This window comes from Microvirga pakistanensis, assembly GCF_004458765.1.
In the GTDB taxonomy this organism is placed as follows: Bacteria; Pseudomonadota; Alphaproteobacteria; order Rhizobiales; family Beijerinckiaceae; genus Microvirga; species Microvirga pakistanensis.
Genome location: NZ_SPJX01000510.1, coordinates 120,592 through 139,156, shown reverse-complemented (window position 1 = coordinate 139,156; position 18,565 = coordinate 120,592). Strand labels below are relative to the sequence as shown.

Genomic DNA, 18,565 nt, shown 5'->3' with positions numbered 1-18,565 from the left:
CCTATGTACATCATCGACAGACGCCTCAATCCCGGCGGCAAGAGTCTTGCCAATCGCCAACGCTTTCTCCGTCGCGCCAAGGCGCAAATCCAGCGAGCCGTGCGCCAGACGGCCGGCGACCGCGACATCACCGATCTGGAAAGAGGCGGAGAGGTCTCGATTCCGGCCGATGGGGTGCGCGAGCCCAGTTTCCGGCGCTCGGGCGAGGGCGGCATCAACGACCACATCCTCCCGGGCAACAAGCGCTTTGTGGAAGGCGATACCATCGATCGTCCTCCGGGCGGAGGCGGTGGGGGCTCCTCCGCCGGCAACAGTGGGGAGGGAGAGGACGACTTTCGCTTCGCCTTGAGCCGCGAGGAGTTCCTGGACCTCTTCCTCGAGGATCTGGAGCTTCCCGATCTCGCCAAGCGTCGTCTGGCAACCGTCGAGGTTCAAGGCATGCGGCGTGCGGGCTATTCCGTGACCGGGTCACCCGTCAACCTCGCGCTGCTGCGCTCCATGCGTAACGCTCTTTCCCGGCGCATCGCCATGCGGCGGCCGAAACCGAGCGAGATTGCCAAGCTCAAGGAGGAGATTGCGCTCCTCGAACAGGAGGGGGAGAGCGAGAGGATTCTGGAGCTGCGCCAGGAGTTGGAGAAACTGAACCTGCGGGCGCGGCGCTTTCCTTACATCGATCCGGTCGATCTCCGATATCGCCGGTTCGAGCCGGTCTCGCGGCCTGTGGCCCAGGCCGTCATGTTCTGCCTCATGGACGTGTCCGGTTCCATGACCGAGCACATGAAGGATCTGGCCAAGCGGTTCTACATGCTGCTCTACATCTTCCTGACCCGGCGCTACAAACATGTGGAGATCGTCTTCATCCGGCACACCCATGAAGCGAAGGAGGTGGACGAGGACACGTTCTTTCACAGTCCCGAGACAGGCGGCACCGTCGTCTCTTCAGCCTTGCGCGAGATGCAGCGGATCGTGACCGAACGCTATCCGCCGGAGAACTGGAACATCTACGCCGCCCAGGCTTCGGACGGCGACAACTCGCCCAACGACGGCGCAACCAGTGCCGCCCTGCTGAGGGATGTGATTCTGCCCGCCTGCCAGTACTATGCCTATCTTGAGGTCGGAAGCGACCATGACCGCATGCAGGCTGGCTTCATCAATCACAAGACGGCCCTGTGGCAAACCTACGAGTCGCTCCAGGACGACGGCCTGAATATCGCCATGCGCAAGGTCAACCACCGCCGCGAGATCTATCCTGTCTTCCGCGAGCTGTTCCGGCGTCGCGATGCCGAGGCACGGGCGCCATGAGCCTGATCGAGAAAGACACTCTGCTGTTCCATGGCGCCGATTGGGATTTCGGTGCCATCCAGCGCGTCTACGACGCCATCCAACAGATCGCGATCGATGAGCTGGGGCTCGATGTTTATCCCAATCAGATCGAAGTGATCACGGCCGAACAGATGCTCGATGCCTATGCGTCGATCGGCATGCCGCTGTTCTACAAGCACTGGTCCTTCGGCAAGCGTTTCGCGACGCATGAGGCAGGGTACCGGCAGGGACTCATGGGCTTGGCCTATGAGATCGTCATCAACTCGAACCCGTGCATCTCCTATATCATGGAGGAGAACACGGCGACGATGCAGACCCTGGTGATCGCTCATGCTGCCTTCGGGCACAACCATTTCTTCAAGAATAATTACCTCTTCAAGGAATGGACGGACGCGGACGGCATCCTCGACTACCTGCAATTCGCCAAGAGCTACATCGCCCGGTGTGAGGAGCGCCACGGACAGAACGCGGTGGAGAAGGTGCTCGATGCTGCCCATGCGCTCATGTCGCACGGGGTTCACCGGTATCCGCGCAAGAAGCGTCCGGATCTGCGCTCGGAGGAGCGCCGTGAGCGGGAGCGGCAGATCCACCGGGAGCAGACCTTCAACGACTTGTGGCGCACAGTTCCTTCGAAGGGCGGCGCCCCGAAGGTTGCCCTAAGCGACGAGCGCCGGCGTGCGCTCTTGGAGCTGCCTCAGGAGAATATCCTGTACTTCCTGGAAAAATCAGCGCCCCGCCTCCAGCCTTGGCAGCGCGAAATCCTGCGCATCGTCCGTCAGATCGCGCAGTACTTTTATCCGCAGCGTCAGACGAAGGTCATGAACGAGGGGTGCGCCACCTATTGCCACTACCGCATCATGACCCGGCTCCACGAAACGGGGCAAATCAGCGACGGCGCCTTCTTCGAGTTCCTGCAATCACATACCAACGTCACCCGCCAACCGGAATACGACGATCCTCATTACGGCGGCATCAACCCTTACGCTCTGGGATTTGGGATGATGCAGGACATCGAGCGCATCTGCACGCGCCCGACCGCCGAGGATCGTGATTGGTTCCCGGACATCGCAGGCTGCGACGATGCTATGGGGGTGCTTCGCAATGTGTGGGCGAACTACCGGGACGAGAGCTTCATCTCGCAATACTTAAGTCCGCACCTGATGCGGCAATGGCGTTTGTTCCACCTTGTGGACGACCCCGATCATCCGGAGCTCGTCATCGAAGCCATTCACGACGAGCGCGGCTACCGTCGCCTGCGCCGCTCGCTGTCGCGCCAATACGATGTCGGGTGGACCGATCCCGACATCCAGGTCGTGGATGTGGACCTCGCCGGCGATCGGCGCCTCATCCTTCATCACCACGTTCTCAATCGCACCCTTCTGCACAAGGACGATGCGCAGCGCGTTCTGCAGATGATCGCCAATCTCTGGGGCTATGACGTCGTTCTCAAGGAGGTAGAGGCCGCGACCGGAGCTATCTTCCAGGAGCATGTCGCTCATCCTCATGAGACGCTCTTTTGATCGCCATTGACGTAAAAAAGCCTATGACTCATTTCAAGCTCTCTTCTCCAGGGCTAGGCCTTGGCTTCAGGGCCGGCTCCCATTGCGGAGAATACCGATGGAACACAAGCCTGTAGAGACACTGCGTGGCGTTGCTGAGGTACATGAGTTCAAGCAAGGTTTCCTGTCCCGGCGCGAGCGCCTTGAGCGCTGGGCGGAACTCCTGGAGCGCCAGCCGAAGCGGCGGCTGCGCTCGCTCGGCGAGATCGAGTTCACGCCTGAAGAGAAAAGGCCTGAGCTGAGATCCGACGAATCTCCCATCACGGTTGCTTTCGAAGACCCCATTCTCCGCGCGGACGGCCTGAAGGGCGACAGATTGGGCGACGCCATGGAGTATTTCGATCTCTCCGAACGCTCGGCCCATCGGCTCCTTTGCTCCTGCATGAATGGCTGGAGCATGGAGGCAAGCGTCACAGCCCGCAAGGTGCGCCGCCTGGCCAATCCCGATCATCGTCTGGCATTGTTCACGTCGGCCGGCATCCTGGCCACGGTTCCGGCGGTGCTCTACCTTTTCAGTTGACGATCCGAGACTGCATCGAGCCCTCGCGCGCTAAAGGCTGCGAGGGTTCGGTGCCCCTTGACGTGTGGAAGAACCTGGTGCCGGAGCCAAAACGAAAGATCGGACTGCCGTGGTACAATCGCGAGGATTACCCGGACATCCGCAGCATGATGGCCGACCGCCATAACCTCGCCCCGACCTATGAGCAATGGCTTGCGGCCGCAGAAAACAACGAGAACGTCGGGAAGCAGGCGGGTCTCGACATCGAGCGGATCCTGATCGAGCCTTCCCGGTTCGCCCGCTGGTGCGACGCCGAGGGATTGGCGCCCGACAGCGCGGCACGCATGCGCTATGTCGCGCACGTGCAGGAGACAACAGCCAAGCCTTGAAGTCTCTCACCCTGTCCCTAATTGCTCGGGAACAGAGGTGGAGATGAAGACTTGTTGAACGATAAGCTATTGGACAACGACGCATTTGCCGCTTCCGCGGAAGCTGGCACGGACGCCGCAGGCGGTCTGTCGAGCGAGCCGGCAGCCAGGATGCGAGCAGCCGTTCTCACCGGTCCGGGGCAGATCGAAATCAAGGAGATCGGGCTTCCTGCGCCTGGCGCGAGGCAGGTGCGTCTTCGTCTCGAAGGATGCGGCGTGTGCGCGTCCAATCTGACGCCCTGGGCCGGGCCGGACTGGATGCAGTTCCCTACAGAGCCAGGCTCCCTCGGGCATGAGGCCTGGGGTGTCGTGGACGCCGTCGGCGAAGGCGTGGAAGGACTGGTGGTCGGCGACCGGGTCGCGGCTCTCACATACAAGTCCTATGCGGAATACGACATTGCCGACGTGGATTCCGTGGCTCGCCTGCCCGACGCTCTTGCGGGGCAGCCGTTTCCCGGCGAGCCTCTCGGCTGTGCCATGAACATCTTTCGCCGCAGCGATATTCAGGCCGGGCAGACGATCGCCGTCATCGGGATCGGCTTTCTGGGCGCGATCCTCACCAAGCTCGCAACCGATGCCGGAGCACGGGTGATCGCCATCTCACGGCGCCCCTTCTCACTCGACCTCGCCCGGCGGATGGGCGCTGCCGAAGTGATCCCGATGGAGGATCACCACGCCATCATCGAGACGGTGAAGGATCTGACGGGCGGCATCTTCTGCGATCGCGTGATCGAGGCCGTCGGGAAGCAATGGCCTCTCGATCTTGCCGGCGAGCTCACCCGCGAGCGTGGCAAGCTGATCGTCGCCGGTTATCATCAGGACGGACCGCGGCAGGTCAATATGTGGCTCTGGAATTGGCGCGGGATCGACGTGATCAATGCTCACGAGCGTGATCCCAAGCTCTATATGCAGGGCATCCGCGAGGCCATCGATGCCATCGCGTTAGGGCGGCTCGATCCGCGTTCGCTCTATACCCATACCTACCCGCTGGACCGTCTCGACGAAGCGCTCGACGCCACCCGTGATCGGCCGGACGGCTTCCTCAAGGCTCTGGTGACGTTCCAATGACACGGCAGGCTCTGATCAAGACGTCCACGAAGACCGTTCCGGCTCGCCCGCGCCTCGGATTTCTTGGCGTGGGCTGGATCGGCCGGCACCGCATGCGGGCGATCCTCGGAACGGAGGCGGTCGACGTGGCGGCCATTGCCGACCCGTCGCCGGAGATGGCCGCGGAGGCAGGAAAGCTCGCGCCAGGGGCGACGCTCGTGTCGACCCTGGACGACATCCTGGATCTTGGCGTGGATGGCGTGGTGATCGCTACGCCCAGCGCGATGCATGCGGAGCAATCGATCCATGCCCTCGAACGCGGCACCGCCGTATTCTGCCAGAAGCCTCTTGGACGCAACGTCGCGGAGGTGAAGGCCGTCGTGGACGCGGCCCGGCGGGCCGACCGGCTGCTGTGCGTCGACCTTTCCTATCGGTTCACGCAAGGCATGCGCCGCATCCGCGAGATCGTGGCTTCCGGTGAACTGGGCCACATCTATGCGGTCGACCTCGTGTTCCACAACGCTTATGGACCGGACAAGCCCTGGTTCTACGATCCCGTGCTTTCGGGCGGTGGATGCGTCATGGACCTCGGCGTTCACCTGGTCGATCTCGCCTTGTGGGTGCTCGACAATCCCGGAATCGGTTCGGTTTCCGGAAAGCTCTTCGCGGCCGGCAAGCCGCTCCAGGACAGCGCTGCTCAGGTGGAGGATTACGCGGTCGCGACCGTGGAGCTCGACACCGGCGCGGTCGTTCAGCTCGCCTGTTCGTGGAAACTTCAGGCGGGCTGCGACGCCGTCATCTCTGCGACCTTCTACGGAACGCAAGGTGGCGTATCGCTGCGCAATGTGAGCGGCTCGTTCTATGATTTCACGGCCGAGCAGTATCGGGGCACGTCACGGGAAACGCTCACCACGCCACCCGACGAATGGGGCGGGCGCGCCGCCGCCGATTGGGCGTCCCGTCTGGCGGCCGGAGAGCGGTTCGATCCCGCCGCCGACGAACTCGTGACGGTCGCCCGCGTGCTGGATCGCATCTACGGCAGGTGACCCAGGATCGAGGAGGTCCTCACGAACAAAGGCGGCTGATTGTTCAGCCGCCTTTTCCTTGGCCCGCATTCCCGTTGCGATTGGCCTCAGAGATGAAGAATCGTCACAGGATCTCCAGCACCTTCTTCTCGTTCGGGCTTGCGCTGTCATGGGGCGCATAGCGGCGAATCATGCTGGCGCAGAATTCGGCGAATTCCTCGTTCACCTGCGGTGGGCTGGTGTGGTGCGGGGCAATCCCGCGATGTTCCGGCGTGAAGCAGAAGGTGACCGTGACGTCGAAATCCGCGAGCGCTTCCATCTGGCGGTCGAACCAATCGAGTGCGTTGGGGCGGAAGCTGTCCGCCCAGGAAAGACCTGTGCGCAGATACTTCACGCCGAGACGCTTCATCCAGGCAACCGCATCGTCGAGGCGGTGGTCCTCGAAGTGGAACCACTGGCAAAGACCCATCTCGGCGGCGTATTTCTCATATTCCTTGAGGGCGGGTTTCGGCGTTCCGTCCTCCCGCAAAAGGCCCATGTAGAAGTGCCTGTAGTAGGACGAGCCTTCCGCTTCCCGGTGGCGGGTGGTGGCTTCCCACGCTCGGGGCAGATCGTAGAGACTGTACCAATGGATCTTCGGAACGTGCCCGATGAGCAGTTCCGCCGTGCGGTTCAGGCCCCAGGCCTGCACCTCCTCCGCGCCGAAGGTCGAGATGCCCACCTCCGTAACCCAGATCGGCTTGTCGGTGACCGCACGGATCTCGTCGACCTTCGCAGGCCACTCATGGATCTGCCACAGGTTCCAGTCGAGCGGGAAACCATGGACCGCGACCACGTCGATGTGGTCGAGCACGCCGCGTTCCTTCAGGTTTCGGATGAAGCCGGGGTCGATGGGCGAGATGCCTCCGAGAACCCGCGGCAAAGTGGGATTGACCTCTTTGATGGCCCGCCCGGCGGCGATCGCCATTTCCGAGAAGAGCCGCCAATCCGGATCGATTTCCGGGTCCCAATGGGATTTGTTGTTGGGCTCGTTCCAGATCATTGCAGCTTCAATCATGCGGTTCTCCCCTGGGCCGGATAGACCGCTCCCGCGCCAGGCGGGGCGTCGACACGGCGGCAAATGTAGACTTCGGATTCCGGATGCTCGACGATCTCGAAGCCGGCGCTGCGGAGCATGGCTTCCACGCAGGCCGCATTCGGCGCCCACCAATTTGTCGGATCATCCGCGTAGCGATGCTCGATGAAGTGCATCTTCGGGTAGCGCGGATCATCGAAATGATCGGTCTGCCAGAAGGTATAGTTCTCCTCGACCGGCATCGTCTCGCTCGAGCCGCGCTGCATGGATTGGAACACCAGCATGTCCTTGGCTACATGCTGGTGGATCAGGTCGAGAGCGAGGAGCGGGTGACGCAGATGATAAAGAACGCCCATGAAGATCACGACGTCGAACGTCTCGCCGAGCTGGCCGAGGTCGTAGACGGAGAGCTTGCGAAACTCGATGTCGTAACCCATCACCTCGGCCGCGAAGCGGGCCTGTGCGAGATAGGCATCGTCGAAATCGACCCCGAGCACGCGTTCAGCGCCGCGCTTCTTCATCTCGATCGAGTAGAAGCCGCCATTGCAGCCGATGTCGAGCACGCTCTTGCCGGTGAGATCCTGCGGGATCGCAGCGGAGAAACTCTTCCACTTGATGGCCGGGTAATTTCCGAGGAAGTGATCGGGGGCCGTCCACACGCCCTCCCTGATTTCCATGTTGTGGAACCAGGGTCCGAGAGCTTCGGCCTTTCTTCTGATTTCGTCGGGAGACATAGGGTCCATGGCATTCATCGGAAAGTTACTCCCTGCTCAAGTCGTGGAGCCCGCGGGGCAGGCGCCCTGCGGGCCAGCCAAGGGCGACGCGTGCGCCGGTGATCGTGTCGTGCTCGGCGGCTTCGCTCAGGAGGCCGATGGCCGATCGATAGCCGTGAAGCGTTCCAACGTCGACATAGGCCTCTCCGGCCTTGACGCCGACAGCCTGGCCGCCTTGCGCCAGATAGGCATTGACGAGAGTGCCGAAGTATTCGTCCTGGCGATCCCGCGAGAGCCAGAGCTGCCGCAAGGCTTCCAGGATGTGTCCGGGCATCTTGAAGGCGCCCCAGATCCACTGCGATGAGGCATCCTCCCGCTTCACCTGGATTTCCTGGACCTGCATGGCTTCGTCGAGAACGACAGCGTCGAAGACCTGCGGATTGTCGACGGGAAAGAGAAGGAACGAAAGCTGGCCTTCGGGAAGCTCCGCCAAAGCCTTCTCGGGGAACCACACCGTGTCCGGCAGTCCGACGATCACGCTTTCGTCGGATGGGATGAGCGGAGCCGCCTGGAAGATCGCGTCGCACAATCCACGGGCCTGTGGCTGAACGACATAGGCTATGGAGGCGCTGCCATAGCTTGCTCCATAATATTCCATGATGTCCGACTTGCCCGGGGAGATGACGAAGCAGATCTTGTCCGCGCCCCCATGGATCATGCGCTCCACGAGGTATTCGCTCACCGCGCATGGCCGCTCGACACCGTTGTCGAGGCGACTTCCGACAGGCAGGAGTTCCTTTGAGAAAGCCAATGGCTGGATGCGGCTGCCGAGCCCGGCTGCGGGTATGATTCCCCACATGGTTCACGCCTCCATCATGATGCTGGAATGCCCCGGCCGACATGGTGTTGAACTCGCGCCTGCAAGGAGGGATTCGAGCTCTCTCGCGCGATGCTCGGATGTGTGCTCGGCCAGTGTTCGTTCCCGGCTGGCCCGGGCGATGCGGTTCAATTCGGCATCGGACAGGTCGAGCGCCGCGACGGCATCCTCGGTCGTTCTTGCAATGAGAATTTCGCTGCCAGGATCGAAGAAACTGTCGAGACCCTCCCAATCGTCCGACAGGATGGGCACGCCGCACGCCGATGCCTCGAAGAGGCGCCCAGACGGGCACCAGCCCATGTCCGCCATGGCCTGGCGCGTCACGTTGAGGGTGAGCCGCGAGGACGAGAAGAAGGCCGGGTGCTCTGGCGGCGGCAGATGCCGAACAAAATGGATGTTCGACTGCCATGGGAAGTCGTCCGGGTATTGCGCGCCTCCGATCAGGAAGCGCCGCTTGGGACGAAGCCCGGACGGATCGATGAAGAGCCGCTGGAGAGTGGCCTGCCGATCGGCGGCGTAAGTCCCGAGGTATGAGAGATCGGAGGCGTAATGCGCCACAGGCGCCACAGGGTGGTGAACTTGCGGATCGACATGCCCGTAAAGTGGCACCACGCGTTGCGCGCCAAGTTCCGATTGAAGCCTTGTGAGGGCACCGCCACCCGTGTAGCTGAGAACGAGATCGAACTCCTGCAGCCCGCGCTGACCGATATAGCTGAGCGCCTCCCTGGCCTGGAGCTTCGACAGGGTGACGGGAGTATCGAGATCGTAGAACGTGCGAACGATCCCCGATGTGTCGAGCACCAGGTCCGTCGCCTGCAATCCGTCCGGGCAATAGGATGTCACCATGGCCGCATCGGCGTCGGCCAGCTCCGCCTTCGCGCGCGCTGCGATGGAATCCCAGGTTTCGTACAGGACGAGGTCCCCGTTTGGAATTTCGAAGACATCCCTGTTGGCGGCGTAATAGGGAGCGTCCTTTTCGAAGAAGACGACCCTGTGCCCGTGACGGGCGAGAGCGCGGCACAGGCCGCGCCAGAGGGTGGCATGGCCATTGCCCCAGGACGACGAGATGGTGAGACCGAATACGACCAGCTTCATGCGGCGATCACCTCGTTGATCCGAAGAACCTTGGAGCCCCAATCGCCGACCACGAGCGTGCTGATGGAAGCGGGTGAAATTTCAAGCCGTCCATAGGAATCGATCGGCATGCCGAGGTGATAGAGCAGGGCAGCCTTGATCACGTCGCTGTGGCTGACCAGAATGACGGAGCCTTCGGCATGGAGGCTTCGCAGCCGCTCCATGCCGTGGATGATGCGTGCCTGCGCCTCCAGCATTGTCTCGCCGCCGGGCGGACGGCTGGTGCTGCGGCTGCTGTTCCAGGCGCGCCACCGCTCATCGTCGGACAGCATGTCGAAGGTTTTCCCCGACCATGCGCCGAAATCGATCTCGATGATGTCGTCGGAGGGTTCGGCGACCCTGCCGAGACTGGCCGCGATCGGCGAGGCCGTCTCGACGGCCCTCTCAAGCGGAGAGGTGTGGATGCTGACCACGTTCTCGCTCTCGAATCGTTGCGCCAGGACACGGGCCTGCGCCCGACCTAGCTCGCCGAGCCGGACGCCCGGCATGCGCCCGCACAGTACCGTGCCGACCCGGTCATGGGCCGCATGGCGCACGAGGAAGAAGGTGGTGCTCACGGCCGACGCCTCCTCACGCGTCTTCGTCATCACCTGCGATGAAGCGGAGCGTTCTCTCGCGGGCCTCATTGTCGGTGAATTGCTGCGGCGGCGACTTCATGAAGTAGCTCGAGGGTCCCGTCAGGGCTCCGCCGATCTTGCGGTCCATGGCGAGCTTGGCACAACGCACCGCATCGATGACGATACCGGCGGAGTTGGGCGAGTCCCAGACCTCGAGCTTCAGTTCCACGTTCAGCGGAACGCCGCCGAAGGAGGTTCCCTCCATGCGGATATAGGCCCACTTGCGGTCCGTGAGCCATGGCACGTGGTCGCTCGGCCCCACATGCACATCCTCGGCCGGAAGAGGGATGTCGAGCTGGCTCGTCACGGCCTGGGTCTTGGAGATTTTCTTGGATTCCAGCCGCTCGCGCTCGAGCATGTTCTGGAAATCGGTGTTGCCGCCGAAATTGAGCTGGTATGTCCTGTCGAGACGCACGCCTCGCTCACGGAACAGATTGGCCAGGACGCGATGAACGATGGTGGCGCCGACCTGGCTCTTGATGTCGTCGCCGACGATGGGAAGGCCGCGCTCCTCGAAGCGCCGCCGCCATTCAGGGTTGGACGCGATGAAGACGGGAATGCAGTTCACGAAGGCGCAGCCTGCCTCCAGGGCCTGCTCGGCATACCATTCGGTCGCCTTCTGGGATCCGACCGGAAGATAGGACACGAGCACGTCCGTCTTGGACTGGCGCAGGACTTCTGCGACGTCTGCCTCGTCCTCCGGCGATTCCTCGATCTCGTCACGCAGATACTTGCCCAAGCCGTCGAGGGTCCTGCCGCGATTGACGATGATGCCGCTCGGGGGGACGGCGGAGAAGCGCTGCGTGTTGTTGGGCTGTGCGAAGATTGCCTCGGAGACGTCACGGCCGACTTTCGAGGCGTTCACGTCGAAGGCTGCGGAAATCTCGACGTCGCTGATGTGGTAGCCGCCGAGCTCGGCGTTCATCAGGCCCGGGATCGGCTCGTTGCTCTTCGCGCCCCGATAATAGGAAAGGCCCTGTACGAAGGATGAGGCGCAGTTGCCGACGCCGACGATTCCGACGCGGACCTTTCGTGAACTCATGACAGATCTCCCTGATGGGGCCTTCCCTGGCGCCGAGCGCCGGGCTTCCGATACAGAATGCAGGCATCAGGCCCGGGCGAGTCTCCCGAAGCTTGGCCGTCAACGCAGCTAAAGTGTTTGTTGTTCCCTGGAGGATTCCGGACTGAGACTCTTGTCTTCATGGAAGAGTGCCTAAGCTAGAGCTAGGGCCGAACGCTCGAGTTCAAGTCCAAGGAACAATGATGATGATGGAGCGTTTGTTCGGTGAAATGCCAAGCTTTGAGAGGGAGGAATAGGGCGGCCGCCACGGGTCGTGCCTTGCCCTGACGCCCCGTATCCGCCTGGAAAATGCGCATGTCCCGCGTCGCTTCTCCAGCCGGAGGAGGCGGATTCTCTTGTCTCGATCGTGGCATGGTGACCACCAACTGATCCGGAGACCTCTCGTGACGGATACCATCCTCATTACTGGCGGCGCTGGCTTCATCGGCCGGTATGTTGCGCGTGCGTGCCTGGAGCGCGGACATCGCGTCCGTGTGCTCGACAGCCTGATCGAGCAGGTTCACGGCGATAAGACACAGGCCGACGGTCTCGATCGGGATGTGGAGGTCGTTGTCGGCGACGTACGCGACGAGACGGCGGTCCTGAAGGCCCTGAAGGGGGTCACGAAGGTCGTCCACCTCGCCGCGGAAGTTGGCGTCGGGCAGAGCATGTATGCGGTGGACCGCTATGTCTCCGTCAATGACTACGGCACTGCGGTGCTGTTCCAGCAGCTCATCGACAATCCGGTGGAGCGGGTGGTCGTCGCTTCGTCCATGAGCATCTACGGCGAAGGTCTCTACCGTGACGCCGACGGGCGCGTCATGGAGGATGTCGTGCGCGTTCCCCGCACGAGCGAGAACGATCCCTGGGATCCCCTGGATGCGCAGGGTCGCCCGCTCCTTCCGGTTCCGACGCCGGAGTGGAAGAAGCCGGCGCTCGCATCGGTTTACGCGCTGTCGAAATATGTGCAGGAGCGCCTGACGCTCACCCTCTGCCCCGCCTATGGCATGAAGGGCGTGGCCCTGCGGCTTTGGAACGCCTATGGTCCGGGTCAGGCCTTGTCCAATCCCTATACCGGTGTTCTCGCCATCTTCGCCTCGCGGCTCCACAATGGGCAGCCGCCGATGATCTTCGAGGATGGCCAGCAACGCCGCGATTTCGTCCATGTCGAGGATGTCGCGCAGGCCTTCGTCCTCGCTCTGGAGCATGAGAAGGCGCCCGGTGGCGTCTTCAATGTCGGCAGTGGCGTCGACCGCACGGTCTCGGAGGTGGCGGAGCTTCTGGCGAAGGCCATGAACCGCCCGATTGCTCCCGAAATCGCCGGCAAGGCGCGCATCGGCGACATTCGGCATTGCATTGCGGATATTTCGAAGATCCAGCACGAGCTTGGCTACAAGCCGCAGAAGGACTTCTCGGAAGGGCTGGCGGAGCTTGCCGAATGGGTGGCCCATCAGGAGGCCAAAGACCTCGTCCAGGAAGCCCGCAAGGAACTCGAAGCGCGAGGCCTTGTCGCATGACAGAAGCGGATTCAAAGACTGGCGCACCCGCCATTCTTCGCCGTCGGCCCATCCTGGTGACAGGCGGTGCGGGTTTCATCGGCTCCAATCTGGCGGATCGGTTCGCCAGCGAAGGTCATGACGTTCTGGTTTATGATGCATTGGCACGCCCTGGCGTCGACCGGAACCTTGAATGGCTGAAGAAACGCCATCCCTCGAAGATCTCCGCCGCCATTGCCGATATCCGCGACGAGGCGGCAATCGCCGATGCAGCCTCCGATGCTCAGGCTGTCTTTCACATGGCCGCGCAGGTTGCGGTGACGACGAGCCTCGCCGACCCGCGCGAGGACTTCGAGATCAACATCCGCGGCACCCTGAACGTGCTCGATGCTTTGCGCAAGCGCGGCGCCCCCGTTCCCCTCGTCTTCGCGTCCACGAACAAGGTCTATGGCGACCTTGCGGACGTGGAACTCGACATGACGAACGATGCCTATGTGCCGCGCGATCCCTCCATTCGCGACAATGGGATCGGCGAAGCGCGTCCCCTCGACTTCCACACGCCATATGGTTGCTCGAAGGGAGCCGCTGACCAGTACGTCCTCGACTATGCGCGGTCCTACGGCATTCCCACCTGCGTCCTGCGGATGAGCTGCATCTACGGACAGCGTCAGATGGGAACGGAGGATCAGGGCTGGGTTGCTCATTTCCTGATCCGTGCGCTCGAAGGTCAGCCGATCACCATCTATGGCGATGGCTGCCAGGTGCGCGACATCCTCGACATTTCCGATGCGGTGGATGCTTATGCAGGCGCCTGGAAGCGGATCGAAGCTGTTCAAGGACGTGCATTCAATCTGGGCGGCGGACCATCGAACGCGATCAGCCTGCGGCAGCTTCTCGTTCACATCGAGGATGTGATCGGGCGCCCCGTCGACACGGTTTACTCCGAATGGCGCGCGGGAGATCAGCGCTACTACGTGTCCGACACCCGTCAGATCTCACGCGAGCTCGGGTTGAAGTCTCCGACGCCATGGCGCAGGGGCGTCGCTGCTCTGGCTCACTGGCTGCAGGAGGAGAGGGGCCTTTCCGGTGCCGTTCGCCAAAGTCCGCGGCTTCGCGAAGCAGCGGCCTTGTCGTGAGGAGCGGATCGATCGCCGACGCGCAGCGCTTTCGCCGAACCCGCTCGCTGTGAAGGAGCTGGAAAACACATGTCTGCATTGAAACAGGCCGCAGCCCCTCTTCGTGTTCTGATGACGGCCGACGCTGTGGGCGGAGTTTGGCAATACGCTCTGGACGTGGCTGAGGGGATGCGTGCGCACGGCATCGAGACGGTTCTCGCCGTGCTCGGCCCGGCACCCTCCGAGGACCAGATGAGCCAGGCGAGGCATGCCGGCATCGAGGTGATCGAGACCGGTCTCCCCCTTGACTGGACGGCGGACGGACCTGCCGAGATGAGGCAAGCCACGCGCGCCGTCCTGCGCCTCGCAAGCGACATCCGGCCGGACATCGTGCATCTCAATAGCCCGGCGCTCTTGGCGGATGCAAAGTTTCCCTGCCCGGTCGTGGTGGTCTGCCATTCCTGTGTCGCCACGTGGTGGGAGGCCGTGCGCGGCGGTTCTCTTCCGCAGGAATTCGTTTGGCGTACGGAACTCGTGCGCAAGGGCTACCACAAGGCGGACAGGCTTTTGGCGCCGACGGCCGCCTTCGCCGGCGCGACGGCTCGCGTCTATGATCTTCCCATACCGCCAGCCGTCGTTCGGAACGGGCGGCGGGTGACCCAGGTGAGAGACCCGGAAAACCGCGAACTCTTCGCCTTCACGGCTGGACGTCTGTGGGATGAGGGCAAGAATTTCGCCGCCATCGATCGGGCCGCGGCTCGCCTGCCCGTTCCTGTCTTGGCTGCAGGCCCGCTCGACGGGCCCAACGGCGCGCGGATCGCCGCCCATCATGCGGCCCCGCTGGGACGCCTGAGCGATGATGAGGTTGCTGGTTATCTGAGTGCGCGGCCGATCTTCGTCTCGGCTGCGAAATACGAGCCTTTCGGGCTCGCGGTTCTCGAGGCGGCGCAGGCCGGCTGTGCATTGGTCCTGTCCGATATCCCAACCCTTCGCGAGCTGTGGGGAGACGCGGCCCTGTTCGTGGCCCCGGACGACGATGCGGGCCTTGCACGAGCCATCGACCGTCTTGCGGAGGATGAAGATGCGCGCTGGGCCATGGGAGAGGCCGCGAAGCTCCGCGCTTCGACCTACAGCCTGGAATCCATGAGCATGGGTCTCCTGTCTGCCTATCGGTCTCTGCTTCCGTCGAAGTTCAATTCCATCTCCCTCAAAGGGGCCGCCGCATGAAATTTGCCTATTTCACGCATTCCCTCGCGTCCTGCTGGAACCACGGTAACGCGCATTTCCTGAGGGGGGTCTTGCGGGAACTCGTCCATCGCGGGCATGAGGTCGTGGTCTACGAGCCCCAGGGTGCCTGGAGCCTCGACAATCTCTTGAAAGACCACGGCGAGGCTGGGCTTGAGGCCTATCACCGCCATTATCCCGAACTGTCCTCGGTTGTCTTCGAGGCTGACGCCGATCCGTCCGGGCTGGTGACGGATGCCGATGTGGTGATCGTTCACGAATGGAACGATCCCGCGCTGGTCGCCGCTGTCGGACGGTTGCGGCATGAGGGTGCGCGTTTCACGCTTCTTTTTCACGACACGCACCATCGTGCGGTCAGCGACCCGAACGCCATTCGTCAATTCGACCTCAGCGGATACGACGGCGTCCTCGCATTCGGCGAGACGCTGGCCGAGGTCTACCGCCGCTGGGGCTGGGGCGACCGCGTGCATGTCTGGCATGAGGCGGCCGATACGCGGCTCTTCCGGCCGCCGGTCGAGGAGGTCGAGCGCAGCGGCCTCGTGTGGATCGGGAACTGGGGCGACGACGAGCGCAGCGCCGAGCTTGAAACCTATCTCTTCCGTCCGGCTCGAACCGTTGGACTCCCACTTGAGATCTACGGCGTGCGTTATCCGGAGCATGCGCTAGAGACCCTGGCACGCTATGGCGTGACATACCGTGGATGGCTGCCGAACGCCCGGGCTCCGGACGTTTTCGCGCGGCACCTGGCGACCGTGCATGTGCCCCGCCGCTTCTACGTGGACATGCTCCCGGGCATTCCAACGATCCGCGTCTTCGAGGCGCTCGCCTGCGGGATCCCGCTGGTGTCCGCTCCTTGGAGCGACTCGGAAGGCCTCTTCAGGCCCGGCACGGATTACCTGGTGGCACGCGATGAAAGCGAGATGGAGCGTCATCTCACGGCGATCGTCAACGACCTCGATTTGCGCCGCTCATTGGTGGAAAATGGCTTGGCGGCCATCCGCAACCGGCATTCCTGCGCGCATCGTGTCGACCAGTTGCTCGCAATCTTGAAGAACGACGGCGCCGAAGCGCCGATGGAGATGACCGCATGAAGATTGCCTTTTACGGCTCAAGCCTTCTCTCCTCTTACTGGAACGGAGCGGCGACCTATTACAGGGGCATGCTGAGCGAGCTCTCTCGGCGCGGCTACAGCATCACGTTCTATGAGCCTGATGCATTCGATCGCCAGAAGCACCGCGATATCGAGCCGCCGGAATGGGCCGAGGTCAAAGTCTATCCCGCCACCGAGGAGGCCATGCGTGCCGTCGTGGCAGAGGCGGCGAGGGCCGACGTGGTGGTGAAGGCCTCGGGTGTCGGCGTGTTCGACAACGAATTGCTGGAAGGAGTCATGGCCGCGTCCCGGCCCGATGCGATCAGGATCTTCTGGGATGTGGATGCGCCGGCGACACTCGCGGAACTGCGTGACAGCACTGATCATCCGCTGCGCCGCACGCTACCGGTTCTCGATTTCGTACTCACCTATGGCGGAGGTCCGCCGGTGATCGAAGCCTATGAGGGATTCGGGGCGCGCCGTTGCATTCCGATCTACAATGCCCTCGATCCTTCGACACATCATCCGGTTCCCGCCGACGAACGCTTCAGGGCGGACCTCTCCTTCCTCGGGAACCGCCTGCCGGATCGCGAAGCGCGCGTGGAGCAATTCTTCCTTGAACCGGCCGCACGCCTGCCGAACCGGAGCTTCCTGATCGGCGGAAACGGCTGGGAAACGAAAGGCATGCCCTCGAACGTGCGCCATATCGGGCATGTCTATACGCGCGATCACAACGCCTTCAACACGAGCCCGCTCGCAGTGCTCAACATTGCGCGGGATTCCATGGCGACGACCGGCTACTCACCGGCAACGCGCGTGTTCGAGGCGGCCGGCGCGGGGGCATGCCTCATCACCGATGCCTGGATCGGCCTTGAGCTCTTCCTGAAGGAAGGCGAGGAGGTTCTCGTGGCTCGCGACGGCAAGGATGTGGCCGATCATGTGGAGGTTCTGAACCCCGAGCGTGCGAAGGCCATCGGCGATGCCGCGCGTCGGCGCATCATGGCGGAACATACCTATGCCCGCAGAGGAGCCGAAGTGGATGTGATCCTCCGCGAGGCGGCATCCCGGAAACGCGAGAGGAGCGTGGCGTGAGCGGGTTGCGCGTTGTCGTTCTCGGCTTAAGTCTATCCTCCTCCTGGGGCAACGGCCATGCCACGACGTTTCGTGCCCTGCTGAAGGCCTTTGCTGCGCGGGGACACGATGTGCTGTTCCTGGAGCGCGATGTGCCCTGGTATGCCGCGCATCGGGATCTGACCAATCCCGATTTCTGCCGGCTGGAATTCTACACCGGCCTTGAGGATCTCGAACGGTACAAGGATGTGATCGCGGCTGCCGATTCCGTGATCGTGGGATCCTATGTACCGGAAGGCGTTGCCGTCGGGCGCTGGGTGCAGGAGGCAGCGGGTGGCGTCGCGGCCTTCTACGACATCGATACGCCGGTGACCCTCGCGAAGCTCGAGAGAGGAGATCACGAATATCTCTCGCCGCAGCTGATCCCGCACTACGACGTCTATTTTTCCTTTACGGGAGGCCCGACGCTCGACTGTCTCATGAATCGATACGGCTCGCCTGCGGCGCGGGCACTCTATTGCTCGGTCGATCCCGAGCTTTATCCCGTGCTGGACCGGGAGAAACGCTGGGACCTGAGCTATCTCGGAACCTACAGCCCGGACCGTCAGCCGACCCTCGAGCGGCTTCTCATCGAGCCCGCACGTCGTGCGTCGCACCTGCGCTTCGTCGTGGCAGGACCGCAATATCCATCGGATATTGTGTGGCCTGACAATGTGGAGCGCATCGATCACGTTCCGCCCCGTGAGCACCCGGCTTTCTATGCGGCGAGCCGCTTCACCCTGAATGTCACCCGGGCGGACATGATCCGCGCCGGCTACAGTCCGAGTGTTCGCCTGTTCGAAGCCGCGGCCTGCGGAACGCCCATCATCTCCGACAAATGGGACGGCATCGGCACGCTTCTGGAGCCCGACCGGGAGATTGTGCTCGCCGAGCGTGCCGACGATGTGATCCACGTTTTGCAAGGCTGGGACGAGGCTCGGCGAGACGGGATGGGACAGGCATCCCGCAAGCGCATCCTGTCCGAGCACACCGCCGCCCACCGGGCCGCTTCCATGGAGCGGGACCTGTTGGAAGCCATGGAGCGCCGGAAACAGGAACATCGTCTTGCAATGGAAGTTGGCGCCTGAGGGGGGCTGAATAGATTCTGAAGCCGGCATTGAACCAATGCCAAGCTTCGACGTTGGACCGGTA

At 62.8% G+C, this 18,565-nt stretch carries 18 protein-coding genes; 12 read left to right on the top strand and 6 right to left on the bottom strand.

Annotated elements, in window-relative coordinates; translation table 11 throughout:
• Positions 1-3: 3 nt before the first annotated feature.
• The 6 genes from E4K09_RS23095 (at position 4) to E4K09_RS23070 (ending at position 5,902) form a co-directional block, all read left to right on the top strand.
• Positions 4-1,302, top strand: coding sequence for a YeaH/YhbH family protein (locus E4K09_RS23095; protein WP_134500034.1), 1,299 nt, complete (start codon positions 4-6; stop codon positions 1,300-1,302).
• Positions 1,299-2,843 carry a SpoVR family protein gene (locus E4K09_RS23090; RefSeq protein ID WP_134500033.1) on the top strand — a complete coding sequence of 515 codons (1,545 nt, stop codon included), beginning with the start codon at positions 1,299-1,301 and terminating at the stop codon, positions 2,841-2,843. Before E4K09_RS23095 ends, E4K09_RS23090 begins: the two co-directional genes overlap by 4 nt.
• A 97-nt stretch (positions 2,844-2,940) precedes the next feature.
• On the top strand, positions 2,941-3,402 hold the full coding sequence (locus tag E4K09_RS23085) for a hypothetical protein (RefSeq protein WP_134500032.1): 462 nt from the start codon (positions 2,941-2,943) through the stop codon (positions 3,400-3,402).
• 50 nt (positions 3,403-3,452) lie between these two features.
• Entirely contained in the window at positions 3,453-3,770 is a 318-nt protein-coding gene (locus E4K09_RS23080; protein ID WP_244610646.1) for a hypothetical protein, read from the top strand.
• 150 nt (positions 3,771-3,920) lie between these two features.
• Entirely contained in the window at positions 3,921-4,877 is a 957-nt protein-coding gene (locus E4K09_RS23075) for an MDR/zinc-dependent alcohol dehydrogenase-like family protein (RefSeq protein ID WP_134500137.1), read from the top strand.
• Positions 4,874-5,902: a Gfo/Idh/MocA family protein gene (locus E4K09_RS23070; protein WP_134500031.1), complete on the top strand. Its 1,029-nt coding sequence runs from the start codon at positions 4,874-4,876 to the stop codon at positions 5,900-5,902. The genes E4K09_RS23075 and E4K09_RS23070 overlap by 4 nt, the downstream gene beginning before the upstream one ends.
• Positions 5,903-6,005: 103 nt before the next feature.
• On the opposite strand, the gene E4K09_RS23065 is transcribed toward E4K09_RS23070, so the two are convergent.
• Genes E4K09_RS23065 through E4K09_RS23040 form a run of 6 tightly spaced genes read right to left on the bottom strand, consistent with a single transcriptional unit; the run spans position 6,006 to position 11,339 of the window.
• Positions 6,006-6,938 carry a glycoside hydrolase 5 family protein gene (locus tag E4K09_RS23065; protein WP_134500030.1) on the bottom strand — a complete coding sequence of 311 codons (933 nt, stop codon included), beginning with the start codon at positions 6,936-6,938 and terminating at the stop codon, positions 6,006-6,008.
• The gene (locus E4K09_RS23060; protein WP_134500029.1) at positions 6,935-7,708 is read right to left on the bottom strand and encodes a TIGR04290 family methyltransferase; all 774 of its coding nucleotides are present in this window, start codon (positions 7,706-7,708) and stop codon (positions 6,935-6,937) included. Before E4K09_RS23060 ends, E4K09_RS23065 begins: the two co-directional genes overlap by 4 nt.
• A 7-nt stretch (positions 7,709-7,715) precedes the next feature.
• Positions 7,716-8,528 carry a nucleotidyltransferase family protein gene (locus E4K09_RS23055; protein ID WP_134500028.1) on the bottom strand — a complete coding sequence of 271 codons (813 nt, stop codon included), beginning with the start codon at positions 8,526-8,528 and terminating at the stop codon, positions 7,716-7,718.
• Between the two features lie 3 nt (positions 8,529-8,531).
• Complete coding sequence (locus E4K09_RS23050) at positions 8,532-9,641, bottom strand: CgeB family protein (RefSeq protein ID WP_134500027.1); 1,110 nt, start codon at positions 9,639-9,641, stop codon at positions 8,532-8,534.
• Entirely contained in the window at positions 9,638-10,237 is a 600-nt protein-coding gene (locus tag E4K09_RS23045; protein ID WP_134500026.1) for a histidine phosphatase family protein, read from the bottom strand. The genes E4K09_RS23050 and E4K09_RS23045 overlap by 4 nt, the downstream gene beginning before the upstream one ends.
• Before the next feature lie 13 nt (positions 10,238-10,250).
• Positions 10,251-11,339 (bottom strand): inositol-3-phosphate synthase, encoded by a 1,089-nt coding sequence (locus E4K09_RS23040; protein ID WP_134500025.1) that lies wholly within the window; start codon positions 11,337-11,339, stop codon positions 10,251-10,253.
• A 422-nt stretch (positions 11,340-11,761) separates the two neighbouring features.
• Here E4K09_RS23040 and E4K09_RS23035 point away from each other — a divergent pair, with 422 nt between their 5' ends.
• The 6 genes from E4K09_RS23035 to E4K09_RS23010 all read left to right on the top strand — a co-directional run bounded on the left by E4K09_RS23035 (position 11,762) and on the right by E4K09_RS23010 (position 18,501).
• Complete coding sequence (locus tag E4K09_RS23035; RefSeq protein ID WP_134500024.1) at positions 11,762-12,874, top strand: NAD-dependent epimerase/dehydratase family protein; 1,113 nt, start codon at positions 11,762-11,764, stop codon at positions 12,872-12,874.
• Positions 12,871-13,989, top strand: a complete 1,119-nt coding sequence (locus E4K09_RS23030) for an NAD-dependent epimerase/dehydratase family protein (protein WP_134500023.1) — start codon at positions 12,871-12,873, stop codon at positions 13,987-13,989. The genes E4K09_RS23035 and E4K09_RS23030 overlap by 4 nt, the downstream gene beginning before the upstream one ends.
• Positions 13,990-14,058: 69 nt before the next feature.
• Complete coding sequence (locus tag E4K09_RS23025; RefSeq protein ID WP_204985775.1) at positions 14,059-15,195, top strand: glycosyltransferase family 4 protein; 1,137 nt, start codon at positions 14,059-14,061, stop codon at positions 15,193-15,195.
• Positions 15,192-16,304: a CgeB family protein gene (locus tag E4K09_RS23020; protein WP_134500022.1), complete on the top strand. Its 1,113-nt coding sequence runs from the start codon at positions 15,192-15,194 to the stop codon at positions 16,302-16,304. The genes E4K09_RS23025 and E4K09_RS23020 overlap by 4 nt, the downstream gene beginning before the upstream one ends.
• Positions 16,301-17,395: a CgeB family protein gene (locus E4K09_RS23015; RefSeq protein WP_134500021.1), complete on the top strand. Its 1,095-nt coding sequence runs from the start codon at positions 16,301-16,303 to the stop codon at positions 17,393-17,395. Before E4K09_RS23020 ends, E4K09_RS23015 begins: the two co-directional genes overlap by 4 nt.
• A complete protein-coding gene (locus E4K09_RS23010; RefSeq protein WP_204985774.1) occupies positions 17,392-18,501 on the top strand; it encodes a CgeB family protein in 1,110 nt (369 codons plus the stop codon). Before E4K09_RS23015 ends, E4K09_RS23010 begins: the two co-directional genes overlap by 4 nt.
• Positions 18,502-18,565 lie beyond the last annotated feature (64 nt).

Coding starts and splice junctions, on each gene's coding strand:
- E4K09_RS23060 (WP_134500029.1), bottom strand. CDS start 7,708: ATGAATGCCATGGACCCTATGTCTCCCGACGAAATCAGAAGAAAGGCC.
- E4K09_RS23050 (WP_134500027.1), bottom strand. CDS start 9,641: ATGAAGCTGGTCGTATTCGGTCTCACCATCTCGTCGTCCTGGGGCAAT.
- E4K09_RS23040 (WP_134500025.1), bottom strand. CDS start 11,339: ATGAGTTCACGAAAGGTCCGCGTCGGAATCGTCGGCGTCGGCAACTGC.
- E4K09_RS23070 (WP_134500031.1), top strand. CDS start 4,874: ATGACACGGCAGGCTCTGATCAAGACGTCCACGAAGACCGTTCCGGCT.
- E4K09_RS23030 (WP_134500023.1), top strand. CDS start 12,871: ATGACAGAAGCGGATTCAAAGACTGGCGCACCCGCCATTCTTCGCCGT.
- E4K09_RS23095 (WP_134500034.1), top strand. CDS start 4: ATGTACATCATCGACAGACGCCTCAATCCCGGCGGCAAGAGTCTTGCC.
- E4K09_RS23075 (WP_134500137.1), top strand. CDS start 3,921: ATGCGAGCAGCCGTTCTCACCGGTCCGGGGCAGATCGAAATCAAGGAG.
- E4K09_RS23055 (WP_134500028.1), bottom strand. CDS start 8,528: ATGTGGGGAATCATACCCGCAGCCGGGCTCGGCAGCCGCATCCAGCCA.
- E4K09_RS23025 (WP_204985775.1), top strand. CDS start 14,059: ATGTCTGCATTGAAACAGGCCGCAGCCCCTCTTCGTGTTCTGATGACG.
- E4K09_RS23020 (WP_134500022.1), top strand. CDS start 15,192: ATGAAATTTGCCTATTTCACGCATTCCCTCGCGTCCTGCTGGAACCAC.
- E4K09_RS23090 (WP_134500033.1), top strand. CDS start 1,299: ATGAGCCTGATCGAGAAAGACACTCTGCTGTTCCATGGCGCCGATTGG.
- E4K09_RS23065 (WP_134500030.1), bottom strand. CDS start 6,938: ATGATTGAAGCTGCAATGATCTGGAACGAGCCCAACAACAAATCCCAT.
- E4K09_RS23015 (WP_134500021.1), top strand. CDS start 16,301: ATGAAGATTGCCTTTTACGGCTCAAGCCTTCTCTCCTCTTACTGGAAC.
- E4K09_RS23085 (WP_134500032.1), top strand. CDS start 2,941: ATGGAACACAAGCCTGTAGAGACACTGCGTGGCGTTGCTGAGGTACAT.